The sequence below is a fragment of the Colwellia sp. 1_MG-2023 genome, assembly GCF_030546755.1.
Taxonomy (GTDB): Bacteria; Pseudomonadota; Gammaproteobacteria; order Enterobacterales; family Alteromonadaceae; genus Thalassotalea_H.
This window is the reverse complement of sequence record NZ_JAUOPE010000009.1, coordinates 159306-181341: the sequence shown is the minus strand read 5'-3', so window position 1 is coordinate 181341 and position 22036 is coordinate 159306. Positions and strand designations below refer to the sequence as shown.

The window sequence follows — 22036 nt, the reverse complement described above, 5'->3', positions numbered from 1 at the left end:
TCAGTAGTGAAATGCGTTAGCGCCGATGGTAGTGTGGGAGTTCCCATGTGAGAGTAGGACATTGCTAGGCTTCTAATTAGGTCGTTCCTTGCCATCCATGGCAGCTCGACATTAGTGCATCCATGCACGTCAAAAGCCCGTTACGAAAGTGACGGGCTTTTTGCTTTTCTGGGTTTAACTTATTGTAAGGTCTTACTTAATTTTCAATTCCAACCTTGCTAGAATAATGATACTTATCTATACAGCACATTTTAAATAAAACGCGTTAGCATCAGATGGTAAGCGCGTGTAGCTTTTCTCTCTTTTTGTAAACTACACTTGCATTTTATAATACTGGAAACGTTTTATAACCAAATATAATAGTTCTCAACTGTTGTCTTATTTTCGTCTAAAAACAAATTCATTTTTTGTAGAAAATATAAGTAGGCTTAAACTTTATAAGCAATAAAAATCCTTATTAAGATGGCACTTATCACGATCATTCACTATATTACAAGGTAAATCTCAATTACTAATAACGCCTTAATAATCCTTTACTTATTATAGTTATATAGTTAAATTTGATTGTATTAATTTGATATATAATGAATTATTTATTTTTATTTATAAGTTAGAAAAATAGTACTATCTAATTTTGATCTGTGAGGTTGTTAATATATGAATACAAATGTTGGGCTAATTGCACATAACTATGGTTAGGTAGCCGTTTGATAATATTATTAATAATAAGTAATGATGCTATTCGTAATAGGGTTAATATTAAGCTTGAATTCTCAGGCCATACGATAATTCAAACATCTAATAGCGCGGATGCTATTACATTATTACGAACTAAGAAAGTTGATCTTGTGATCACCGAAGTCGATATTGGAAAAATTGACGGCTGGAGGTTGTCAAGGTTAATTAGAACGGGAATTCTTGCGGCAAGTGAAGATATTCCTATTTTGCTTATTACAGAAAATTATAGTGAACGTATTGCCGAAACAACTGCTCGAATGTTTGATATTGATAGAGTTATTGCATATCAAGAGCTAGATATTATTCAAGATGTTGTTAACCAAATGTTTTCGGGAACAGGGACATTAAATAAAAAGCAAAAAATTCTTGTTATTGAAGATACAGAAGACACTGCAAATCTAGTACATCGAATGTTAAAGCATAAATTTTCGGTGGACATAGCCGTAGACGGAATTGACGGCATCAAAGCGTTTCGAAAAAATTCATACGATATAGTTTTACTCGATATTATGATGCCGGGTATGTCAGGTGATGAAGTGCTTGATGTACTCATCGAACTGAACCCTAAGCAAGTTGTTATTGCCATGACTGCTCACGGAACAATTGATTTGGCAGAACTGATGTTAGTGAAAGGAGCGTCTGATTATATTCAAAAACCTTTTAAAGCCGAACAGCTTAGAAAGGTGTGTGATATTGCAGCTAAACGAGAAGATTTTCTTATTTCGAATGCTCAATTTATAGCAAAAGCCTTGGCATTGAAAGATGAACAACGAAGATACAATTCCTTATCTAAAGATCATTATAGAGTTCTTGATAGTCTAAATAGTGTGGTAATAGAGTTATCAACCAAAGGTCGAATCATGTTTGTAAATAATGCATGGTTTAAACTGTCTGGTTTTACTGTATCTGAAACCATTGGTAAATCATTTACTGATTTTATACATGGTAATAATTCAAATCTACATCAATACGTTGAAGAAGCATGCGCACACCTATTATCAGGAACCAGTTCGCATGAAAGCCTTGAAGTACAACTATTGAAAAAAAATGGTTTGTACTTTTGTAGTGAAGTTAGTTTTTCTCCTTATTATAAGGATGATGAATTGATCGGAATTTCCGGCACTATTGATGATATTACCGTCCGTAAGAACGCTGAAGAAAGGCTAAAACACATAGCTTTGCATGACATGTTAACGGGCATAAATAATAGGCATTTCTTTGATGATAAATTAAGAAATATTTCAACGGACACAAAACGTTCTTCTAGATTGCATTCTTTACTCTATATAGATTTAGATCACTTTAAAGTGATCAATGACTCCCAAGGCCATCATCAAGGTGATCTCGTCCTAAAGGAAATTGCTCGCTTACTTTCTGAGCGGGTAAGACAAAGTGATGTTTTATGTCGTATTGGGGGAGATGAATTTGCTTTTTTACTCATGGATACTAATGTTGACGACGCAAAAAACGTTGCACTTGAGCTTTGTAAAACGATTGCAGATTCAAGTTTTAAGTTTGCTGATAAAGTGTACAAAGTCAGTTGTAGTATTGGAATTTCAGCAATAGATGGCAAGTCAGCATCAAGTGATACTTATTTACAGCAAGCTGATATCGCAATGTTTGCAGCGAAACAAAAAGGGCGAAATCGAGCTCATATATTTAGTGACGAAGATAGAGTTACAGGTGAATTAAAACAAAGCTTTGAATGGGTGCAAAAACTACAAAATGCTCTCTTTGATGATAATATTATCTTACATTTTCAACCTATTATTGACGTAAATACAAATAAAATTGAATGCTATGAAGCATTAGTTAGGTTAATCGTTGATGGTAAAATTATATTTCCCAATGACTTTATTCCATCTTTAGAAAAAGCTGAAGATATGAATTTGCTTGACCGTCATGTTATAGGTAAAGCGCTTAAAATGATGAAAGATAATGCTATTTTGAAAAGGGTAGCAATTAATTTATCTGCACAAGCATTTACCGATGATCGTTTATTTACATTTATAGAAGAAAAATTAGTTCAATATAATATTGATCCGTCGATGGTTATTTTTGAACTGACAGAAACGGCTAGTTTATCGAATATTACGGGGACGCAACGTATGGTCACTCGTCTTAATGAATTAGGGTGCCATTTCTCAATTGATGATTTTGGAACAGGTTTCAGTACATTTGCGTACTTAAAACAAATACCTGCAGGTAGTGTGAAAATTGATGGGTCATTTGTCAAAGACATGCTTAAAGATCCAATCGATGAAGTTTTAGTTAAAGCAATTAATGATACCGCCCATGCTTTAGGCAAGACAACCGTAGCTGAATTTGTAGAAGATGAAGATACCTTGATAAAGCTAAAAGAGTTAGGGGTTGATTATGCACAAGGTTACTATATCGCTAAGCCAAAGGATATTGATGAAATTCATGGCCATAAAGTATCACCATTATTAGTGGTTAATAAAAAATAAAAGTTGTTCAAGATATTCTGATTGTTAAATGCAACATATTGATATAATGTAAAATTATTAGTTTTTAAGTTAATAGAAATTGTGAAGTTTTAATTGTGAATATTTGTAGGTAAAGGATTATAAGAAGTTTGGGGTTAAGGATAATGATATTTTTAATACTGTGAATTAATGATTATTTATAATCTCAACGTCGATATATTCGATTGTTCTAATTAAGTTTAGGGAAACAATGAAACCTATAAAAAATGTTGAAGTTAACGTCAATACTCAAAGTCATAATACCCACCAAGAAGATATAAAGCTTAATTTAAATGTTACTGATTATGCAGATTTAATCGTTGAATACTTACATCAACTAGGGGTTGAATATGTTTTTGGTGTCCCCGGTGGAGCAATTGAACCCTTTTATAATGCTTTAGCTCGTTCAGCGAGGCGAGGAGGGCCTAAAGCCGTTATCGCTAGACATGAATGTGGTGCAGCTTTTATGGCTGATGGTTATTATAGAGAAACGGGAAGATTGGGCGTTGTTTGTTCTACAACGGGCCCAGGAGCAACAAATTTAATTACTGGCGTTGCATCTGCCTCTGTAGATAAAAGTCCAATGCTGGTCATCACGGCACAAACCGCGCTACCTAAATTTGGTAAGAAGCCTCTGCAAGACTCAAGTGAAACCGCTATTGATACCGTAGCAATATTAAGAAATTGCACTAAATTTAACTCATTAATTTCACATCCTGCTCAATTAGAATCAAAACTTATTTCTGCATTAATGGAAACAACTCAATCGCCTCGCGGTCCTGCTCATATTAGTATTCCATCGGATGTGCTGCGTAGCTCTTATCCACATGAAAATCCTAATGTACATGTTAATTACCTGATGAATAGGTCATCTCTTGTAGATAAACTTGCTGTAGAGCAATTAATTGAAGAAGTTATTTCCTCAGACAATATTGTTTTATTTATCGGTCATGGTTGTGGGCGAGCATATCCGCAAATTCAAAAGCTAGCAGAGTCTATAAATGCCCCTTTTGTCACTGGGCCAATGGGGAAAAGTTGGGTTGATGAACGCCATCCTCTATATCGCGGTGTATATGGTTATGCTGGGCATAAGTCAGCACGTGAGCTATTTAAAAATCCAGAGATAGAGCTTGTCTTAGCAATTGGCACATCGATCACTGAAATGGGCTTGGGTAATTTAGCAAATGATGTGCTTAATAAGCTTATACATATTGATGAAACTGTTGAAAGTTTTAGTCGTTCACCTATGGCTAAATTACATGTATGTGGGCATTTAGACATTATATTCAATCGTTTATTGAATGCTATTGATGCCAAGAGCTGGCAAAGAACATGGTGCGGTATTGAGTTTGAATGTCATCTAAATGCTGTTGGTGGCTATATTGATTTACTCGAACCTGAAAAATGTCACTCCAATGAAAGTCCTATTAAACCTCAAAAATTAATGTCGTATTTATCCCGTAAGTTACCTGTTTCGACACGCGTTTTTATAGATACAGGTAATATATGGGCGTGGGCTACACATTACCTGAGCCATTCTTCTAATGCCGGACTTTACCGTGTTTCAATGGAGTTTGGCAGTATGGCTTGGGCAATAGGAGCTGTTATTGGTTCCGCATTTGCCTCTCCTAAAAAACCTCATGTTTGTATCTCTGGCGATGGTGCTTGGTTAATGAGTTCGCACGAAATTGGTGTTGCAGTGCAACAAAATTTACCCATATTGTTTATCGTTTTAAACGATTCTGCTTATGGCATGATCCGTTTTGGCCAACAGCTTAGCGAAGCTGAATCGATTGGCTGGGAACTCAATGAAGTCGACTTTGCTGCCTTAGCAAAAGCGCAAGGAGCTGAAGGCCATATTATTGAAAAAGTAGAGGAACTACATAAAATTGATTTTGACGCTATATTTAAAGCTAATGTTCCCACTTTACTTGATGTTCGGATTGACCCTAACGAGGTTCCACCTATGATGTCACGAATAAAAAATTTAGCCGAAGATGCTGAGCAAGTTAATGCTTATGAATAAATCGTACGTTAAAAAATAACTAATTCCATTGTGTACTTGTAAGGCCAAACATTATGAAACTAAAAATAAGTTCTCTTGCTCTATATTTTGCTCTGACTGGTTTTGTTAGTGCTGAAAATGTGGAAAGTAATGAAGACGATTACTTTGATGATTTCTACGGCAGTGAAGAAATGGTAGCAATAGCTACAGGTATTAAAACTCAAATATATAAAGCACCTGCAATCGCAAGTGTTTTTACGTCTGAAGAAATTAAAAATATGGGTGCGATGGACATTGATGACGTTTTAGAAGCCGTTCCTGGATTACATATTTCTCGCCTATCAAATACTTATACACCTATTTATACTTTTCGCGGGGTTCATAGTAAATATACACCACAGGTATTAATGTTAATCAATGGTATACCGATCACTAACTCGTTTTTAGGAAATCGAAATCAAAACTGGGGGGGAATGCCCGTTGAGGCGATTGAACGAATTGAAGTTATACGTGGTCCAGGATCAGCCGTTTTTGGTGCTGATGCCTTTGCCGGTGTCATAAATATAATCACTAAAAATGCAAATGATATTGATGAAAATGAATTATCCGTTCGTGTTGGTAGTCACTCTACTGAAGATTTATGGTTTTCTTATGGTAATGATGACGGCGATTTTAAGTACTCAGCTATTTTAGAATACCATGAAACAGATGGCTCCGATAAAACCATTGAAGTTGATGCTCAGTCTCGCTATGACCAACTTTTTGGCACTAATGCCTCATTGGCTCCAGGAAAACTAAGCCTAGGTACCAAAAATATAGATTTTCGTGGCGAGATTAATTACTTTGATTGGACAATACGTGCTGGCTTACAAAAAAGGACGAATTTAGGTTTAGGCGCCGGTTTAGCAGCAGCACTTGATCCGGAAGCGGATAAAGCAAGTGAAAGGCGAAATATAGATATTAATTATCAAAGTAATTTAAACGATAATTGGCAATTAACTGCCCAAGCCAGTTATTTCGATACAAGTCAAGACATCGATCAATATACTATTTATCCTAAAGGCGCCTTTGGTGGCGCTTACCCTAATGGCTTCATTGGCAACCCTGAAGTCTGGGAACGTCATACCCGTTTCAATTTAACCGGTCTTTATACAGGTGCAGATAATCATATTATTCGTATGGGGGCAGGATTTCATAAAGGTGATATGTATAAAACTAAAGAAACAAAAAACTTTGGCTTAGGACCTGATGGTCAGCCTATTGATCCAACAGGGCCTCTCGTTGACGTTTCAGATACTCCGTATATATTCCTGCGAGAAACAGACCGAATCAATAAGTTTGCTTTTATACAAGACGTTTGGAACTTTGCCAATGACTGGGAGTTAACCGCTGGACTTCGATATGATGATTACTCAGATTTTGGTAGTACGACTAACCCTAGATTAGCCTTAGTATGGTCAACCACACTTAACTTATCAACCAAACTCCTTTATGGACGAGCCTTTAGAGCACCATCTTTTGCTGATACTGGCAATATAAACAATCCCGTTGCATTAGGTAATCCAGATCTTAACCCTGAAGAAATGGAAACCACTGAGTTAGCTTTTGATTATCATCCTCAAACCGGGCTGGGAGCAATACTGAGTTTTTATGACTACAAATGGAGCGATATCATTCAGTATGTACCTGATGCGGGACAACCTTCATCGACGGCGCAAAACTTTGGTGAACAAACAGGATATGGTGTTGAACTCGAAGTGAATTGGCATATCAGTAAAACCGTCAAACTAGCAAGTAATGCTACTTGGTCTAAAGCAAGTAGCGATCAATTAAATCAAAATGTTGCGTTTGTTCCCTCAAGTCAGTTTTATGCTCAACTTGATTGGAAAATATCGGATGAATTACATACCAATATTAAAAGTAATTGGGTAAGAGGGCGAGAAAGACAAACAGCAGATCTTCGAGCAGATATAGATGACTACATCATTACCGATGTTACTGTTCGTTGGCAACCAAAAGACTTTCCCGCATCACTTTCATTTATGTTGAGAAATTTATTTGATGAAGACGCTCGTGAGCCGTCATTGAATAATGGTGCTACGGTTAACTTGCCGAATGACTTACCTCTTTCTGGCCGAACGTTATACGGTGAACTAAGGTACAAGTTTTAATGGGTAAAACTAATTCTCACGATAAAAATAAACAAAGCCAAGTTAAGAACGATTTTGTTTATGCAAATAAAGCTCAAACGAGTATTTACTTAGAGCAACCTTCAGTGAATAACCCTTATATTGCCCAGAATAACTTTCTTCATGGTTATGATGTCACCGAATTAATGCAGAAACAAAGTTTCGTCAGCGTTTTGTTATTACTTTTTACCGGGGAGTTGCCGCATAAAAACAAGGTTGTCTTGTTAGAACGCTTAATGGTAGCGTTGATAAATTTGGGGCCAAGACATCCTGCAGTGAAAGCCTCTATGGTCGCTGGTGTAAGTAAAGCGAATGTCGAACATTTACTACCGATAGGGTTATCTGTGTTAGGGGGAGAGTCGAATGGCGCCAAGGAAGTTGAAAAATCTATGCTGTTTTTGCAAAGCAATATTAATCAACCAATAAATAAAGTGCTTGAAAATTTACCGCTGAAAACCCCCGATAACAATCTTGGAGAGTTTCACATTTGTCCTGGATTTGGGAATCAATATGGTAGTGTTGATGAATTCTCAATAAAAATAGTAGATTCGTTAATACCTGAAGATACTAATATCGAAGACTTTGCTTATATTTTGTGGGCACAACGTTTTGCAAAGTCACTTTATCAATACAATATGGGATGGTTGAAAACAGGGATTGCTGCAGCAGTATTTTGTGAGTTGGGTATAGGTGCGCGTGAAGCAGTAGGGTTATTTCAGTTAGTTTGTGCGCCAGGAGTCTTTGCCCATGGTGTTGAACAAACTCATAAACCTATCACGGCGATTCCTATGTTGTCAGATGAACAACATATTTATACACCTTAACTTATATTGTTGAAGCGATTAAAAAATGAGTGAAACGAAATACTGGGATCAAAGAAATCATCAAATATTTAGCCAAGTAGGGCACTGGCAAGGTGGTGTTGACGTTAATCTTCATCATTATTCTCTTATGAATGATTTGATGAAAAACGCCACGTTAATGCAAGTTCATATTTTAAATGCAACAGGCAAGCATGTTGATAAAAATATCGCAAACTGGATAGAAATTAACTTTATGGGGTTAAGTTACCCTGATAGTCGAATCTGGTGTAATCAAATCAGCGCCTATGCGGCTGACACTAACTCAACATGTGTTGCAGCAGTTAGTGCCGCTATATTGTCTACAGATTCTAGGGCTTATGGAGGTAGTCAAACGACTTTTTCATGTATGACGTTTTTAGATAATTCCTATCGTCGATATAAAAATGGTGAAACGTTATCAAGTATTATTTCAGATCAAAGGACTAAAAATGGCAAACCTATTATTGTTGGTTTTGCTCGCCCCATTGATAAAGATGATGAACGATTACAACCTTATGAATTAATGCAAAAAGAACTAGGTATTGCCTTAGGCAAATATCTCAAATTTGCTAAAGCGTTAAGTGAATATTTAGATAATCATTATTCATTAACAATCAACAGTGGCGGCTATGCATCAGCCTTTTTATTAGATCAAGGTTTCACGCCAGAAGAGGGGTATAATATTAAAGCGTATGCCGTGGCTAGCGGTGCTGTTGCATGTCATCGTAATTTAGCAACTTCCTCCGCTAATTCTTTTCTACCGTTAAAATGTGTTGATGTTGAATATACCGGTAAGGCAATACGTCGAATTTAAATAGTCATACCCTTTGAATCATAATGTGAGCTAAACCATATGAGCTACCTTAAGAGTTAAAAGGTAAAATGACGGTAAATTTAGCGCCTTTATCTAATTCACTTTCTACGGTTATTTTTCCTTGCATTAATTCGACAAAGCGCAAAGAAATAGCTAACCCTAAACCTGTGCCACTGAATTTACGAGATTGACTAGAATCGACTTGACGAAACTCATCAAAGATATAGCTTTGTTGTTCTTGAGATAAACCTATACCTGTATCTTGAACTTCAAAATATATATAAGTATCGTCATTGTTTATGGTTAATGTTATTTGACCATCGCTGGTAAACTTACATGCGTTACTTAATAAATTGAGCAATAATTGTTCTAATTTATCTTTGTCATTGGTGATTCTTGTTAAAGAACATTGTTGATTAATTTTAAAGGTATTATGAGATTTTTGAGCTAGTGGACCGATTGTATCAAGTAAGTTAACTACCAATTCATCGATAACAATTTCAGTGAGGGTAATGTCGAGTTTTCCGGCTTCAATTTTAGCCAGATCTAACAAACTATTTATCATGTTTAATAAACGCTGAGAGTTCTTTGCGATTTTATCCATATCCTCGATAAGCTCAAAATTACCTTCTAATTCGAGTTCTTCAATAACTAATTCACCATAACCAATAATTGATTGAATAGGCGTGCGTAATTCATGACTCATGTTTGCCATAAATTCAGATTTATGTTGGCTGGCTATTAATGCTGTGTCTCGCGCCTCTACAAGTTCTTTGGTTCGAATATCAACTTCCACTTCCAATTGATCTCGATGAATGATTAAGTCGTACTCCTGTTGCTTTAAAACAGCCATCATATTGTTGTATGCACTCGCAATATCTTGAATTTCTTTCGCCCCATTTACTTTGGCCAGTAAATGCTCTCCAGATTGCTGTGATTTTTTCATAATGTTCGCGATCATGGCTAGCGGCTGGAATAATTTTAATAGTCCCAAACGAAGCACGATACTCAAAATAGTCACAGATAAAATACCAACAATAGCAATAAGTGTTGCAACCTGACGCTGCGCTTCGTGAAGTTTATCTTTACTATAAATAACTTCAGCGTAACCAATTATTTTTTCTTCAGTTATTTCTGAATCAAGTTCAAACTCATCTTCTTCACTGGGACTAGATTGTGTAAGTTCTTTTATTGGAGTTTTAATTAACCAATAATCAGCGGTTTCTTGGATCACATGAGTGGATATTATGTTGGCGTTACTTCGGTTAACTTCTTCAGGATAATTACCGCTAAGCAGAAAGTCACTGTGATCTTCAAGTGATAGCCTAGCGGCAACCACAGACTGAAACCCTTGCACTTGCTCCATAGCTTCTTGAGCATTTTGATTCGCCCCTGATAAAAGTGAAAAAACAGTTTGTTTTGCTAAACCTTCCGTTATTTGATAAGCATTATTTAGCATCATTTGTTGAGATTGAAAGTTTACGCCTAGTGTAGTGACAACACTGATAATGATAGTCATCAAAGTAATGCCAAGGATCATAAAACGGATAACTTGGTTTTTAATACTTTTATTTGATTTTTGAAGAAAAGTTAAAGACACAATAATAACGTTAATTAGGGAAAGTAAGCGCAAATCCTGAACGCTCATTTGAATTATAATCAAAACCTAAGTGGGCGGCAGTTCTTAAGTTTACGGCGAGTTTAATTTTTTCTAATGTTTTGACGGTAGATGGTCTAGATTTATAATTTACACTATTAATGAGACGAGATAATTGTTGACCAAGTAGCTCATTATCAGGTAACGCAGAAAATAATGCTCCTCGTTTTGCATGAGTCGGTTTACTTGAAAATACCACCATTTTATTTTCCCAAGCCTTTTCTAAAATAGTAGGTACAATAATCTTTTCATTCGCCGTAACTGGATCAAGTGGTAACCATATAGCCATTTTTTCAAGATTAGAACCTTCAAATATTTTGTTATATGCAATGACGGCAGCCTTAATATCATCTACGGCAATAGGGTGTAATTTGAGGCCTTTTGCGAGAGCTTTGGTTTGCGCATCTGAAATTATCCACTCAGAGGCCGGACTATATAAAACTGTTATCGCCGTTATTTCTGGCGCTAATTCGTGCAAAGAATCAAATAGAACATTTGGATCAGCCATTAAACTAACCCCTGAAATACCATTGGGTTTGATAGGTAAAGCGCCTACAACCACTGGCTTATCATTATAAAGTTGTTTCGCTATACGCATGCCTCGTTTGCCTAAAGCGATAACTTTGTGCGTGGTAATCATGTTTGCTTGTTTCTCGGCGTCGAAAGTTCGGGGAAGTTTTAAATGGTGAACTTTGCCTTTAAATTCACTTTGAATGCCACGCGTTATTTGTTGAAATATTTGATCGTATGGAGCGTTTACTTCTGGGTAAACCACAGTTAATTCTTCAGCAGCTACTTTCATGTAAAAGCCGAGCAATGGAAGGATAAATAAAAGGTGTAAATTTTTTATCTTCACTGATTTAACCGAGATAATTAATAATGTTTAATTAGTTCCATACTAACGATAATTATACCTTTAGTCGATTAAATAGTAATCGTTAATACCTTATTTAAAAAGGCTTTTTATAAAAATTCTTCATTTAGTTCGATTTAGTAACCGATAGTTGTAATTTCATCAGCCATTCATTTTTAATCAAACAAATAAAATAGCAATTTATTCAAACAAGCTTTTAATATTATCTTGGTTTGAGAGCTTTTCGTTTTCATCGATGATAAAATCTTATTTATTTTATTAAAGATTCATTATGGCTATTAACTGGTTTCCTGGGCATATGCATAAGGCTCAAAAAGAAATTAAAGAAATTCTTCCGCAAATTGACGTCGTTATAGAAGTGTGTGACGCACGCCTACCATTTAGTAGTGAAAACCCGATGATCACTGAGATCAGAGGGGACAAACCATTAATTAAAATTTTAAATAAAAGTGATTTAGCTGATCCAGATAAAACTAAGCAATGGCTTGAATATTTAGAGTCACAACAAAATGTTAAAGCAATCGCGATGACAACTGATAATTCTGCTGTCGCGAAAACTATCCCATCATTAATAAAGAAGTTAGTGCCTAATAAAGATGAAGCGGGGAAGCAAATAAACGTTGTTATTATGGGCATTCCTAATGTAGGTAAATCTACCTTGTTAAATACATTAGTGGGTAAAGCCAAAGCCAAAGTAGGGAATGAGCCTGCGGTTACTAAAGGTCAACAACGAATTAGGCTTGAAGAAGGCTTATATCTTTACGATACCCCAGGTATGCTTTGGCCAAAAATTGTTAATGAAAATAGTGGTTATCGCTTAGCAATTACCAGTGCAGTAAAAGATACCGCTTTCGATCATGACGATATTGCCTGTTTTGCCGGTGAGTATTTACTACAAGTTTACCCTCAGCGTTTAAAAGAAAGATATAAACTCGAAGATTTACCTCAAACTGAAGTTGAATTGATTGAAAATATTGGCCGTATTAGAGGCTGTGTAAAAAGTGGCGGTCGAGTCGACTTCCATAAAGCCTCTGCAATTTTAATTAATGAAATTAGAGATAAAACATTAGGCGGTTTAACTTTTGAAATGCCCGAAATGGTCGAACAAGAGAATTTACATTTCGCTAAATTACAAGAAGATAAAATTGCAGAGCGCGAAGCGAAAAAACAAGCGCGTGGCAGAGGTAGAAAGAATAAGCCCAAAAAAGGCAGATAAATCTGATATTTATTTGAGGCTAGCGCTTAATTGTTTTATTAATCGTTAGCCTCAGCGATATTATCCAATGCTTGAATGAATAACGCTGAGTCATTTTCAATAGTTGCTTTGGAGAATTTAAGCGACGTTTTGACAAGTGTTTTCAATGGCATCAAGCGATTGTTGTAAATCCTCAATTAAGTCAGTCACATTTTCTAACCCCGCAGAAATCCTAATTAAGCTATCGCTGATTCCTGCTTCTCTACGTTCTTCATCTGTATAAGGTGAATGGGTCATTGAAGCAGGGTGTTGAATCAATGATTCAGCGTCACCTAAACTTACTGCGATTGAAAATAATTTCATTCGGTTGATAAACGCTGTTCCGCCTTTTAAATTAGTATGTAACTCAAAAGCAATAACTCCACCGGCGGCTTTCATTTGATTGCCAATAAATTTATGCCCTGAATGAGAGGGTAGACCAGGGTAATAAACTGTGGCTACATTGGGGTGTGACTCTAAAAACTCTGCCAGTAATTGAGCATTTTGACAATGACGTTCAACCCGCAAATGCAGGGTTTTTAATCCTCTAAGTATTAACCAAGCATCGTGAGGACTCATCGTTGCACCGATATCTTTTAACGCGGTCAGCTTTATATGATTGATCATTTCAGATGAACCACAAATAATACCTGCGACAACATCACCATGACCATTTAAGTATTTAGTTGCGCTATGAATAATAATATCCGCACCCATTTTAGCAGGTTGCTGTAAAACCGGTGTCATGAAAGTATTATCAATGACTGAAATAATATTATGCTTTTGAGTGATTGAAAGAATACTGGCTAAATCTAAAACTTCTAGATTGGGGTTTACCGGGCTTTCTAAAAACAACACTTTAGTATTTTCTTTTATCTCTGCGATAATATTATTTGGTTGAGACATATCGACGAAACTCACCTCAATCCCAAACTTTGTCAACATATGGCTGATAAGCGCAAATGTGCAGCCATAAACGGCTTTAGATGAAATAATGTGATCACCCGCAGAAAGATTGGCTAATAAAGCACCTGATACCGCCGCCATACCAGTTGCTGTTGCTGCTGCATCTTCCATGCCTTCCATTGCCGCGACACGCATTTCTAACTGTCTAGTGGTTGGATTGCCAAGGCGGGTATAAATAAACCCTTCTGATTCGCCTGCAAAACGCTCAGCACCTTGTTCTGCGTTATCAAAAATAAATGTCGAAGTTTGATATAAAGGCGTCGCTAATGAACCGAATTGCTCATCATTAATTCGGCCTGAATGAATTGCTTGGGTCTCGATAAACTTACTGTGATGCATATTGCTCTCTAATTATTGTTTTCATGGGAAAGTTAAAACTAATCGTTATTTAATTAGTTTTAGCTATTGTTAAAGCAATAACGAATCCAACTATATAAAAATCTGTAATATCAGTGGCTTATGTTTATTTTTGTGTGGCGCTTAATAATGGCGTAATAAATATATTACAGAATTTGTTAAGGGCAAGAAATACATGGTTAATTTCACTGGTTATATTGAATTTATTGGTATTTTGAGTGTAATATAATTATTACGTTGTAATAAATATAATACAGTATGCGCGTTAAAATTAAATCATCCGACAGAATTGGTATTAGCCAAGAGATTTTATCGATATTTTCTCTTAAATCTTGGAATGTAAAAAGTATTGAAGTGCAAACGCATCTTACTTTTGTACATCTTGATAGCAGCAAATTATCGTTTGCAGAGATTGAGCGTTCATTAAAAAAAGTATCCGGTATTATTGGTTGTGAAGAAATAGACCAAATGCCTGCTGAGCTTAGAGAAAATCACTTACAGACATTATTGAGTAGGATATCAGATCCTATTATTGATATTGATACACAAGGTGTTATTTTGGCGAGTAATGCTGCCGCCAATCAATTAATTGTCGATAGCCGTAAAGTACGTCCATTGGTTAATAGCAATATTACTCAGCTGATAGATGTACCCCTTAAACATTTTTTAACTTCAAATGAAGTAAGTTTATCGATAAATTTTCTGCAACAACCTTTTATTGCCGATGTTAATCCTGTTGTTTCTGCGAACAAAATAACAGGTGCTGTGATCAGCTTAAAGTCTATGGATAAAGTAGGACGACAACTCGCTCTTATGCAGTCTTCTACGGATGACGCTTTAAAGTCAATTATTGGTGTTTCTGAAAAAATTCGTTTGGTACTCGCGCAAGTAAAACGCTTTGCTGAGTTAGACTTACCTGTGCTAATTTCCGGTGATACCGGTACAGGCAAAGAATTAATTGCTCGAGCTTTACATCAATTAAGTGAGCGAAAACAGAAGCCTTTTTTAACGATTAATTGTGCGGCTTTACCAGAGCAATTATTAGAAAGTGAATTGTTTGGCTATGAAAGTGGAGCGTTTACTGGAGCCAGTAAAGGGGGAAAACCAGGATTATTTGAACTTGCGCATGGCGGCACCATTTTTCTTGATGAAATAGCAGAAATGTCGAATTATCTGCAAGCTAAATTATTACGTTTTTTACAAGATTACAAATATCGAAAAGTGGGCGGTACTAAAGAATTTACTGCGGATGTTAAAGTGATCAGTGCGAGTCATCAAAACTTTGCCGAATTAATCGAGAAACAACAGTTTCGCGAAGATCTTTATTATCGATTAAACGTGCTGAGGTTAGAATTACCTGCTTTAAGGCATAGAACCGAAGACATTCAATTGTTGGTGAATCATTTTGTCTTAAATGCCGCCAGTCAAGTCAATCAGCGCGTCCCTTATATAACGGAAGAGGCGTTATTAATGTTAAAGGCTTTCCATTGGCCGGGGAATATTCGTCAATTGGAAAATGTTATCTTTAGACTCGTCGCACTTAGCGAAAACGATAATATTTCAGTGGAAAATGTCAGAAGTGTTTTGTTTGAATCAAATGATGGTATTCAAAGTAGTTCAATTATCGAGGAAGGCATTATCAAAGAAGACATTATCGAAGAAGGCATAACTGATTGGGCTGAAGCGCAAGCGAACTTTGAACGTAAATTGTTAACTGCGCTTTATCCTTTATATCCTACAACGAGAAAGTTAGCCGAAAGATTAAACGTTTCCCATAATAAAATAGCTATGAAACTACGTGCTTATCAAATTAAAGCTTAATCAATATGATAAGCACTATTAAATCGGTTAAAGTTCTATTAATGCTCTAGTAATCTAAAAAGTATTTGTTTGACAAATTCAGGCTCAAACGGTTTATCGCATAATGCATTTACGCCATCTTGTTCAATATTGGCAAGATGAGTATCGTTACTTTCACTGGTTACCATTAAAATAGGTAGGTGAGATTGTTGACTTTGCTCTCTTACATAACGAGTTAATTCTCTGCCATCAACTTCTGGCATGTTGTAGTCAGTAACAATTAAATCGTACATATTATCATTGAGTAAGTTTATCGCTTCTTTGCCATCAACTGCTTCGGTAACTTTAAGTAAACCTAAGTTATTTAAAACACGTCTAATATGGTTTCGGGCTAATTTACTGTCATCAACTAATAAAACGCGGATTTCATGAACATCAAAGTATTCTAACTCCATTTCGTCAGCCGTTAGTAAATCAATCGTATTATTAATCGCTGCATGCAAATGCTCAGAAGTAAAAGGTTTTGGTAAAATAGCTACAACACCTGACTGTTTATATTCTTCTAGGTTATCGCGCTTACATTCGCTTGAAACTAGCATAAATGCAGAGTCTTGATTACGTTCAGAGTGTTTGATTTCTTTGAGTAAATCTAATGCGGTACCGTTATCGAAATACATGGCGCTGGCAATTAAATCATAATGTTGGCGAGTCAGTATTTCTCGCGCTTGAGTTAAACTTTTCGCCAAAGTTATTTTATTAATACCTTGGGCTTTCAGCTGATTTATGATGTATTTACTTTGAGTATCTGAAGGTTCAATTAGTAAAATTGATAACTCGCTTGGTTGTATCGTTGTCATTATTATCTCATATAAAATGATGGAGAGTTTTTAGTGATTAACCACCAATAAATTTAACTTTATAGCCTGATTTTTCTAAAATTTTCTGAATAGCCTCACGCTTGTCACCTTGTATTTCTATTGTTTCATCTACGACACTGCCGCCTGTACCACAGCTTTTTTTGAGTTTACTGGCTAAGTCTTTTAACGCTTTGGCATCTAAACCTAAGCCGCTGATCACCATCACGCCTTTACCTTTTCTACCTTTTGTTTCTCTTCTAACTTTAGCAAACCCATCGCTAGGGGTGATGGTTTTTACTTTTTCGGGTTTAATTTTGCCTTTATCGGTTGAATACACAAGATCGGATAATTGGTCTTGCCAAGACATAAATAATACTCTTAAGGGAACTTAGCTAAATTATAGTAAAACTCAACGAAAAAAAATACGACGTATGTGATGAATAATGAATTTTGTTGATTTTGATCTAAAATTAGCACGAGCATTATCACAGAGAAAGAACAATCTTTTTAATATGATAGATTAAATAGATTAATATCATAAAATTAATATATTATATTTATTACTGAAATTAACCGATAATTAAGGCAGTTGATCTTTCGCGGTTAAAAAACAATCTCGAAAGATCAACAGCCCCTAATTCAACTTATTAAATAAACAACACAAGAGAGTATTATGTTAAAAAATATCGAAGGACAAAAAATTCCATCATTGAGCTTTTCTATCATTGACAATGGTGCATGGACAAAACGAACGACAGAGAATATTTTTGATAACAAAACTGTCATTGTATTTGCCTTACCCGGTGCTTTTACTCCTACCTGTTCTTCAACACATCTGCCTAGATATAATGAATTGGCTGAAACCTTTTTTGCCAATGGTGTTGATGAAATTGTGTGTTTATCAGTCAATGATACTTTTGTAATGAACGCTTGGGCGGAAAACCAGCATGCAGAAAAAATTAGCTTTATTCCCGATGGTAACGGCGATTTTTCACAAGCAATGGGGATGTTAGTTGATAAAGGCGATATAGGCTTTGGTAAACGTAGCTGGCGCTATGCGATGTTAGTTAAAAATGGCGTTATCGAAAAAATGTTTATAGAGCCAGAAGTTGAAGGTGACCCGTTTGAAGTTTCTGATGCTGATACCATGCTTAATTATATAAACCCAAACGCTATACAGAAACAGACGGTTACCGTGTTTAGTAAACCTGATTGCCCATTCTGTCAAAAAGCAAAGCAGTTATTGAATGAAAAAGGTTTATCTTTTGAAGCGTTAGAGGTTGGCAAAGATATTAGTTTATCCACCTTAAAAGCCGTGGCAAATGCAGAGACCGTGCCTCAGGTCTTTATTGACGGTAAGTTAATTGGCGGCAATGAAGCATTAGAAGTTTATTTTAAGTAAAGAAATGAACCGTTAATATTTTAGTAAATAAAATTTATGCATCAAAAAAGCCAATCAGTGTTGCTAATTGGCTTTTTTACGTTTTAAAGATTAAAGTTTATTTAAAGTTTTGCTTCAAGTTCTGGTAAAACGTCAAATAAATCACCAACAATACCGTAGTCGGCAACTTGGAAAATTGGCGCTTCAGCATCTTTATTGATAGCAACAATTACTTTCGAGTCCTTCATACCGGCTAAATGTTGAATTGCCCCTGAAATACCTACAGCAATGTATAAGTCTGGAGCAACAATTTTACCGGTTTGACCCACTTGCATATCATTGGCAACAAAACCTGCATCAACAGCAGCACGAGAAGCACCAATAGCAGCACCTAATTTATCTGCAATCCCTTCTAATAACTTGAAGTTATCACCATTTTGCATGCCTCGACCACCAGAAATAACGACACTTGCTGCGCCTAAATCAGGTCGTTCTGAAACGGTAAGTTCATCACTCACATGACTTGACGTACCCGCATCAGTTGCTTTGTCAATATTAACGACTTCGGCATTACCATCGGTTGCAACAGCATCAAATCCGGTTGAACGAACGGTGATCACTTTTTTGCTATCTAAGCTTTGTACGGTAGCAATAGCGTTACCTGCATAAATAGGGCGAACAAAGGTATCTGCTGATTCAACACCAATAATGTCAGAGATTTGAGCAACATCTAACAATGCCGCTACACGTGGCATAAAGTTTTTGCCTGTGGTTAATGCGGTTGCGATAATATGTTCGTAGTCAGCAGCTAATTCGGTCACTAATAAACTGATGTTTTCAGCTAATTGGTGCTCATAAGCGGCATTGTCTGCCACAAGTACTTTACTGACACCATTTACTTTCGCTGCTTGCTCAGCTACTGAAGCACAGTTAGCGCCTGCTACTAATAAGTGAATGTCGCCACCAATGGCTTGTGCTGCCGCTACTGTTTTTAAAGTATCGGCTTTTAATTCGTTATTATCGTGCTCTGCAAAAACTAAAATACTCATGAGATCACCTTCGCTTCATTTTTTAACTTTTCTACTAACTCATCCACTGTTTCAACCACAATTCCTGCTTGACGCTCTGAAGGAGGCGTAACTTTTAAAAGTGTTGAACGTGGTGATAAGTCGATTCCAAAATCTGCTGCAGCTTTTACATCTAATGGTTTACGTTTAGCTTTCATAATATTAGGTAATGAGGCATAACGAGGTTCATTTAAACGTAAATCAGTAGTTACAATTGCGGGTAAGTTAAGTGCAACCGTTTGTAAACCGCCATCTACTTCACGAGTCACATTGACTTTATCACCGTCAACTTTTACTTCAGAAGCGAAAGTACCTTGCGCTAAACCTGTTAATGCAGCAAGCATTTGACCTGTTTGATTGTTGTCACTATCAATAGATTGTTTACCTAAAATCACCAATTGAGGTTGCTCTTCTTCAACAACTTTTTGTAATAACTTAGCAACATTTAATGAATCTAAATTTTGGTCAGTTTCAATTTGTATAGCACGGTCAGCGCCTAATGCTAGGGCGGTACGCAACTGTTCTTGGCACGCTTTATCGCCAATTGATACAGCAATAACTTCTGTTGCTGTACCGGCTTCTTTTAATCGAACGGCTTCTTCAACTGCGATTTCACAAAATGGGTTAATAGCCATTTTTACATTGGCCAAATCAACATTAGTGTTGTCTGCTTTTACGCGAACTTTAACGTTATAGTCGATGACACGTTTGATGGGGACTAATACTTTCATCGTTGCCTCTAATTATGCTTGTTGGTTTTTTTTGCCTAGTTTTTATCGCAATAAGAATAATGAACTAGACTTAGTTTTATTGGCTCAAAGGTTACTTTTAGATTCCGTCAACGTCAACGTAACTTTATCTCAAAATGAGCAAATATGTTTTATATCAGTAAATACTCTTTTACAGCATAGTATTTACTGACGAAAATTCTATAGGTATGATATTATCAAACAGGTGTTTGAAAATCAAACGTGCGTTTGAAATTCAATAGTGAAACAATTTTGGGAGAAATTATGGAACGTGAATCAATGGAATTTGACGTGGTAATCGTTGGTGCTGGGCCATCAGGATTATCAACGGCATGTCGTCTTATGCAATTAGCACAAGAAAAAGAACAAGAATTAATGGTGTGCGTTGTTGAAAAAGGCTCAGAAGTTGGCGCGCATATTCTTTCGGGGGCTGTCTTTGAACCTAGAGCACTTAATGAGTTGTTTCCCGATTGGCAAGAAAAGGGCGCACCGTTAACAACTAAAGTCACTGGTGATGATATATATTTATTCAACAGTGAAGAAAGCGCGATAAAACTACCTAATTTTAGCGTGCCAAAAACTATGCATAATGAGGGCAACTATATTGCTAGTATGGGCAATATGTGTCGTTGGTTGGCTGAGCAAGCTGAACAACTTGGTGTTGAGATTTTCCCAGGCTTTCCTGCGCAAGAAGTTCTTTATAATGACGATGGTAGCGTAGCTGGCGTGCTAACCGGTGATATGGGATTAGATGTTGAAGGTAATCCTAAAGATTCGTTCGTACCAGGTATGGAGTTACGGGCCAAATACACGGTTTTTGCTGAAGGTTGTCGAGGACATCTTGGTAAAGAATTAATTAAAAAGTTTAATTTAGATGCGGATAAATCGCCTCAACATTATGGACTAGGCTTTAAAGAAATTTGGGATATTGATCCTGAAAAACATCAAGAAGGCTTGGTTGTTCATACGGCAGGTTGGCCTTTAGATAAAGACACCAACGGTGGTGGTTATTTATATCACGCGGAAAATAACCAAGTGTTTGTTGGCTTAATTGTTGATTTAAATTACAGCAATCCACATTTAAGCCCATTTGATGAATTTCAGCGATATAAGCATCATCCTAAAATTGCTCAATATTTATCGGGCGGTAAACGCGTTTCTTATGGTGCAAGAGCCATGGCAAAAGGTGGTTATAATTCTTTACCTAAAATGACCATGCCGGGTGGTTTATTAGTGGGCTGTGATGCGGGCACGATTAATTTTGCCAAAATTAAAGGAAATCACACCGCGATGAAATCAGGCATGTTAGCGGCTGAAGCTATTTTTGCTGATTTATCATCTGACGCTTCAACTGAAAACTCAGGCGGCAAAGATTTAACGGATTTTACCGAAGCATATCAAAACTCTTGGTTATATGAAGAACTTTACAATACGCGTAATTTTGGTCCTGCAATGCATAAGTTTGGTACTTTTCTTGGCGGTGCATACAACACACTAGATCAAAATATTTTTGGCGGAAAATTACCGTTTAACTTTAAAGATGATTCGTTAGATCATGAGCAATTAAAGCCTGCGTCTGAGTCGATTGTGATCAATTATCCAAAACCTGATAATAAGTTAAGTTTTGATAAGTTATCTTCAGTGTTTTTATCCAATACCAATCATGAAGAAGAGCAACCTTGTCATTTAAAATTGGCCGATGCATTGATCCCATTAACGGTGAATATGCCGAAATATGCTGAGCCTGCGCAACGTTATTGTCCGGCAGGTGTTTATGAAGTGGAGCAAAGCGAAGAGGGTGAAAAGTTTGTCATCAACTCACAAAACTGTATCCATTGTAAAACCTGTGATATTAAAGATCCAAGCCAAAACATTACTTGGGTAACACCTGAAGGAACAGGCGGCCCGAATTATCCGAATATGTAAATAGTTAGGACGGGTCAATCAAATAATAAAAAGCCAACATTAACCGTTGGCTTTTTTATCACGTTAAATAGTAGCGATTTAAGAGCGACTTATT

16 protein-coding genes are annotated in these 22036 nt (G+C 36.3%); 9 read left to right on the top strand and 7 right to left on the bottom strand.

Annotation, left to right across the window (positions count from 1 at the left end; all coding sequences use genetic code 11):
• Positions 1-707 precede the first annotated feature (707 nt).
• The 5 genes from Q4493_RS12130 to Q4493_RS12110 all read left to right on the top strand — a co-directional run bounded on the left by Q4493_RS12130 (position 708) and on the right by Q4493_RS12110 (position 9074).
• On the top strand, positions 708-3206 hold the full coding sequence (locus tag Q4493_RS12130; protein ID WP_303452934.1) for a GGDEF domain-containing response regulator: 2499 nt from the start codon (positions 708-710) through the stop codon (positions 3204-3206).
• Positions 3207-3435: 229 nt separating this feature from the next.
• Complete coding sequence (locus tag Q4493_RS12125; RefSeq protein WP_303452932.1) at positions 3436-5250, top strand: thiamine pyrophosphate-binding protein; 1815 nt, start codon at positions 3436-3438, stop codon at positions 5248-5250.
• 53 nt (positions 5251-5303) lie between these two features.
• Positions 5304-7400: a TonB-dependent siderophore receptor gene (locus Q4493_RS12120; protein WP_303452930.1), complete on the top strand. Its 2097-nt coding sequence runs from the start codon at positions 5304-5306 to the stop codon at positions 7398-7400.
• Positions 7400-8242: a hypothetical protein gene (locus Q4493_RS12115; RefSeq protein WP_303452928.1), complete on the top strand. Its 843-nt coding sequence runs from the start codon at positions 7400-7402 to the stop codon at positions 8240-8242. Before Q4493_RS12120 ends, Q4493_RS12115 begins: the two co-directional genes overlap by 1 nt.
• A 25-nt stretch (positions 8243-8267) precedes the next feature.
• The gene (locus Q4493_RS12110) at positions 8268-9074 is read left to right on the top strand and encodes a hypothetical protein (RefSeq protein WP_303452926.1); all 807 of its coding nucleotides are present in this window, start codon (positions 8268-8270) and stop codon (positions 9072-9074) included.
• A 49-nt stretch (positions 9075-9123) separates the two neighbouring features.
• Here the strand turns inward: Q4493_RS12110 and Q4493_RS12105 are convergent, their stop codons facing one another.
• Together Q4493_RS12105 and Q4493_RS12100 are read right to left on the bottom strand one after the other, a co-directional pair.
• Positions 9124-10674 carry a HAMP domain-containing sensor histidine kinase gene (locus Q4493_RS12105; protein ID WP_303452924.1) on the bottom strand — a complete coding sequence of 517 codons (1551 nt, stop codon included), beginning with the start codon at positions 10672-10674 and terminating at the stop codon, positions 9124-9126.
• Positions 10675-10684: 10 nt separating this feature from the next.
• Positions 10685-11533 (bottom strand): ABC transporter substrate binding protein, encoded by an 849-nt coding sequence (locus tag Q4493_RS12100; RefSeq protein WP_303452922.1) that lies wholly within the window; start codon positions 11531-11533, stop codon positions 10685-10687.
• Positions 11534-11876: 343 nt separating this feature from the next.
• Between Q4493_RS12100 and ylqF the strand changes: the two genes are divergently transcribed.
• The gene (gene ylqF / locus Q4493_RS12095) at positions 11877-12821 is read left to right on the top strand and encodes a ribosome biogenesis GTPase YlqF (RefSeq protein WP_303452920.1); all 945 of its coding nucleotides are present in this window, start codon (positions 11877-11879) and stop codon (positions 12819-12821) included.
• 117 nt (positions 12822-12938) lie between these two features.
• On the opposite strand, the gene megL is transcribed toward ylqF, so the two are convergent.
• Positions 12939-14144 (bottom strand): methionine gamma-lyase, encoded by a 1206-nt coding sequence (gene megL, locus Q4493_RS12090; protein ID WP_303452918.1) that lies wholly within the window; start codon positions 14142-14144, stop codon positions 12939-12941.
• Between the two features lie 276 nt (positions 14145-14420).
• On the opposite strand from megL, the gene Q4493_RS12085 reads away from it, so the two are divergent.
• Positions 14421-15983 carry a sigma 54-interacting transcriptional regulator gene (locus tag Q4493_RS12085; RefSeq protein ID WP_303452916.1) on the top strand — a complete coding sequence of 521 codons (1563 nt, stop codon included), beginning with the start codon at positions 14421-14423 and terminating at the stop codon, positions 15981-15983.
• A gap of 38 nt (positions 15984-16021) precedes the next feature.
• Here Q4493_RS12085 and Q4493_RS12080 read toward each other — a convergent pair whose 3' ends face one another.
• Both Q4493_RS12080 and Q4493_RS12075 read right to left on the bottom strand, forming a co-directional pair.
• Positions 16022-16819, bottom strand: a complete 798-nt coding sequence (locus Q4493_RS12080; protein ID WP_303452914.1) for a response regulator — start codon at positions 16817-16819, stop codon at positions 16022-16024.
• 37 nt (positions 16820-16856) lie between these two features.
• Complete coding sequence (locus tag Q4493_RS12075) at positions 16857-17186, bottom strand: stress response translation initiation inhibitor YciH (protein ID WP_303452912.1); 330 nt, start codon at positions 17184-17186, stop codon at positions 16857-16859.
• A 306-nt stretch (positions 17187-17492) separates the two neighbouring features.
• On the opposite strand from Q4493_RS12075, the gene Q4493_RS12070 reads away from it, so the two are divergent.
• Complete coding sequence (locus Q4493_RS12070; protein WP_303452910.1) at positions 17493-18221, top strand: glutathione peroxidase; 729 nt, start codon at positions 17493-17495, stop codon at positions 18219-18221.
• 101 nt (positions 18222-18322) lie between these two features.
• Here Q4493_RS12070 and Q4493_RS12065 read toward each other — a convergent pair whose 3' ends face one another.
• Together Q4493_RS12065 and Q4493_RS12060 are read right to left on the bottom strand one after the other, a co-directional pair.
• Entirely contained in the window at positions 18323-19249 is a 927-nt protein-coding gene (locus Q4493_RS12065; protein WP_303452908.1) for an electron transfer flavoprotein subunit alpha/FixB family protein, read from the bottom strand.
• Positions 19246-19998, bottom strand: coding sequence for an electron transfer flavoprotein subunit beta/FixA family protein (locus Q4493_RS12060; RefSeq protein WP_303452906.1), 753 nt, complete (start codon positions 19996-19998; stop codon positions 19246-19248). The genes Q4493_RS12065 and Q4493_RS12060 overlap by 4 nt, the downstream gene beginning before the upstream one ends.
• A 282-nt stretch (positions 19999-20280) precedes the next feature.
• Between Q4493_RS12060 and Q4493_RS12055 the strand changes: the two genes are divergently transcribed.
• A complete protein-coding gene (locus tag Q4493_RS12055; protein WP_303452904.1) occupies positions 20281-21942 on the top strand; it encodes an electron transfer flavoprotein-ubiquinone oxidoreductase in 1662 nt (553 codons plus the stop codon).
• Positions 21943-22036: the final 94 nt, after the last annotated feature.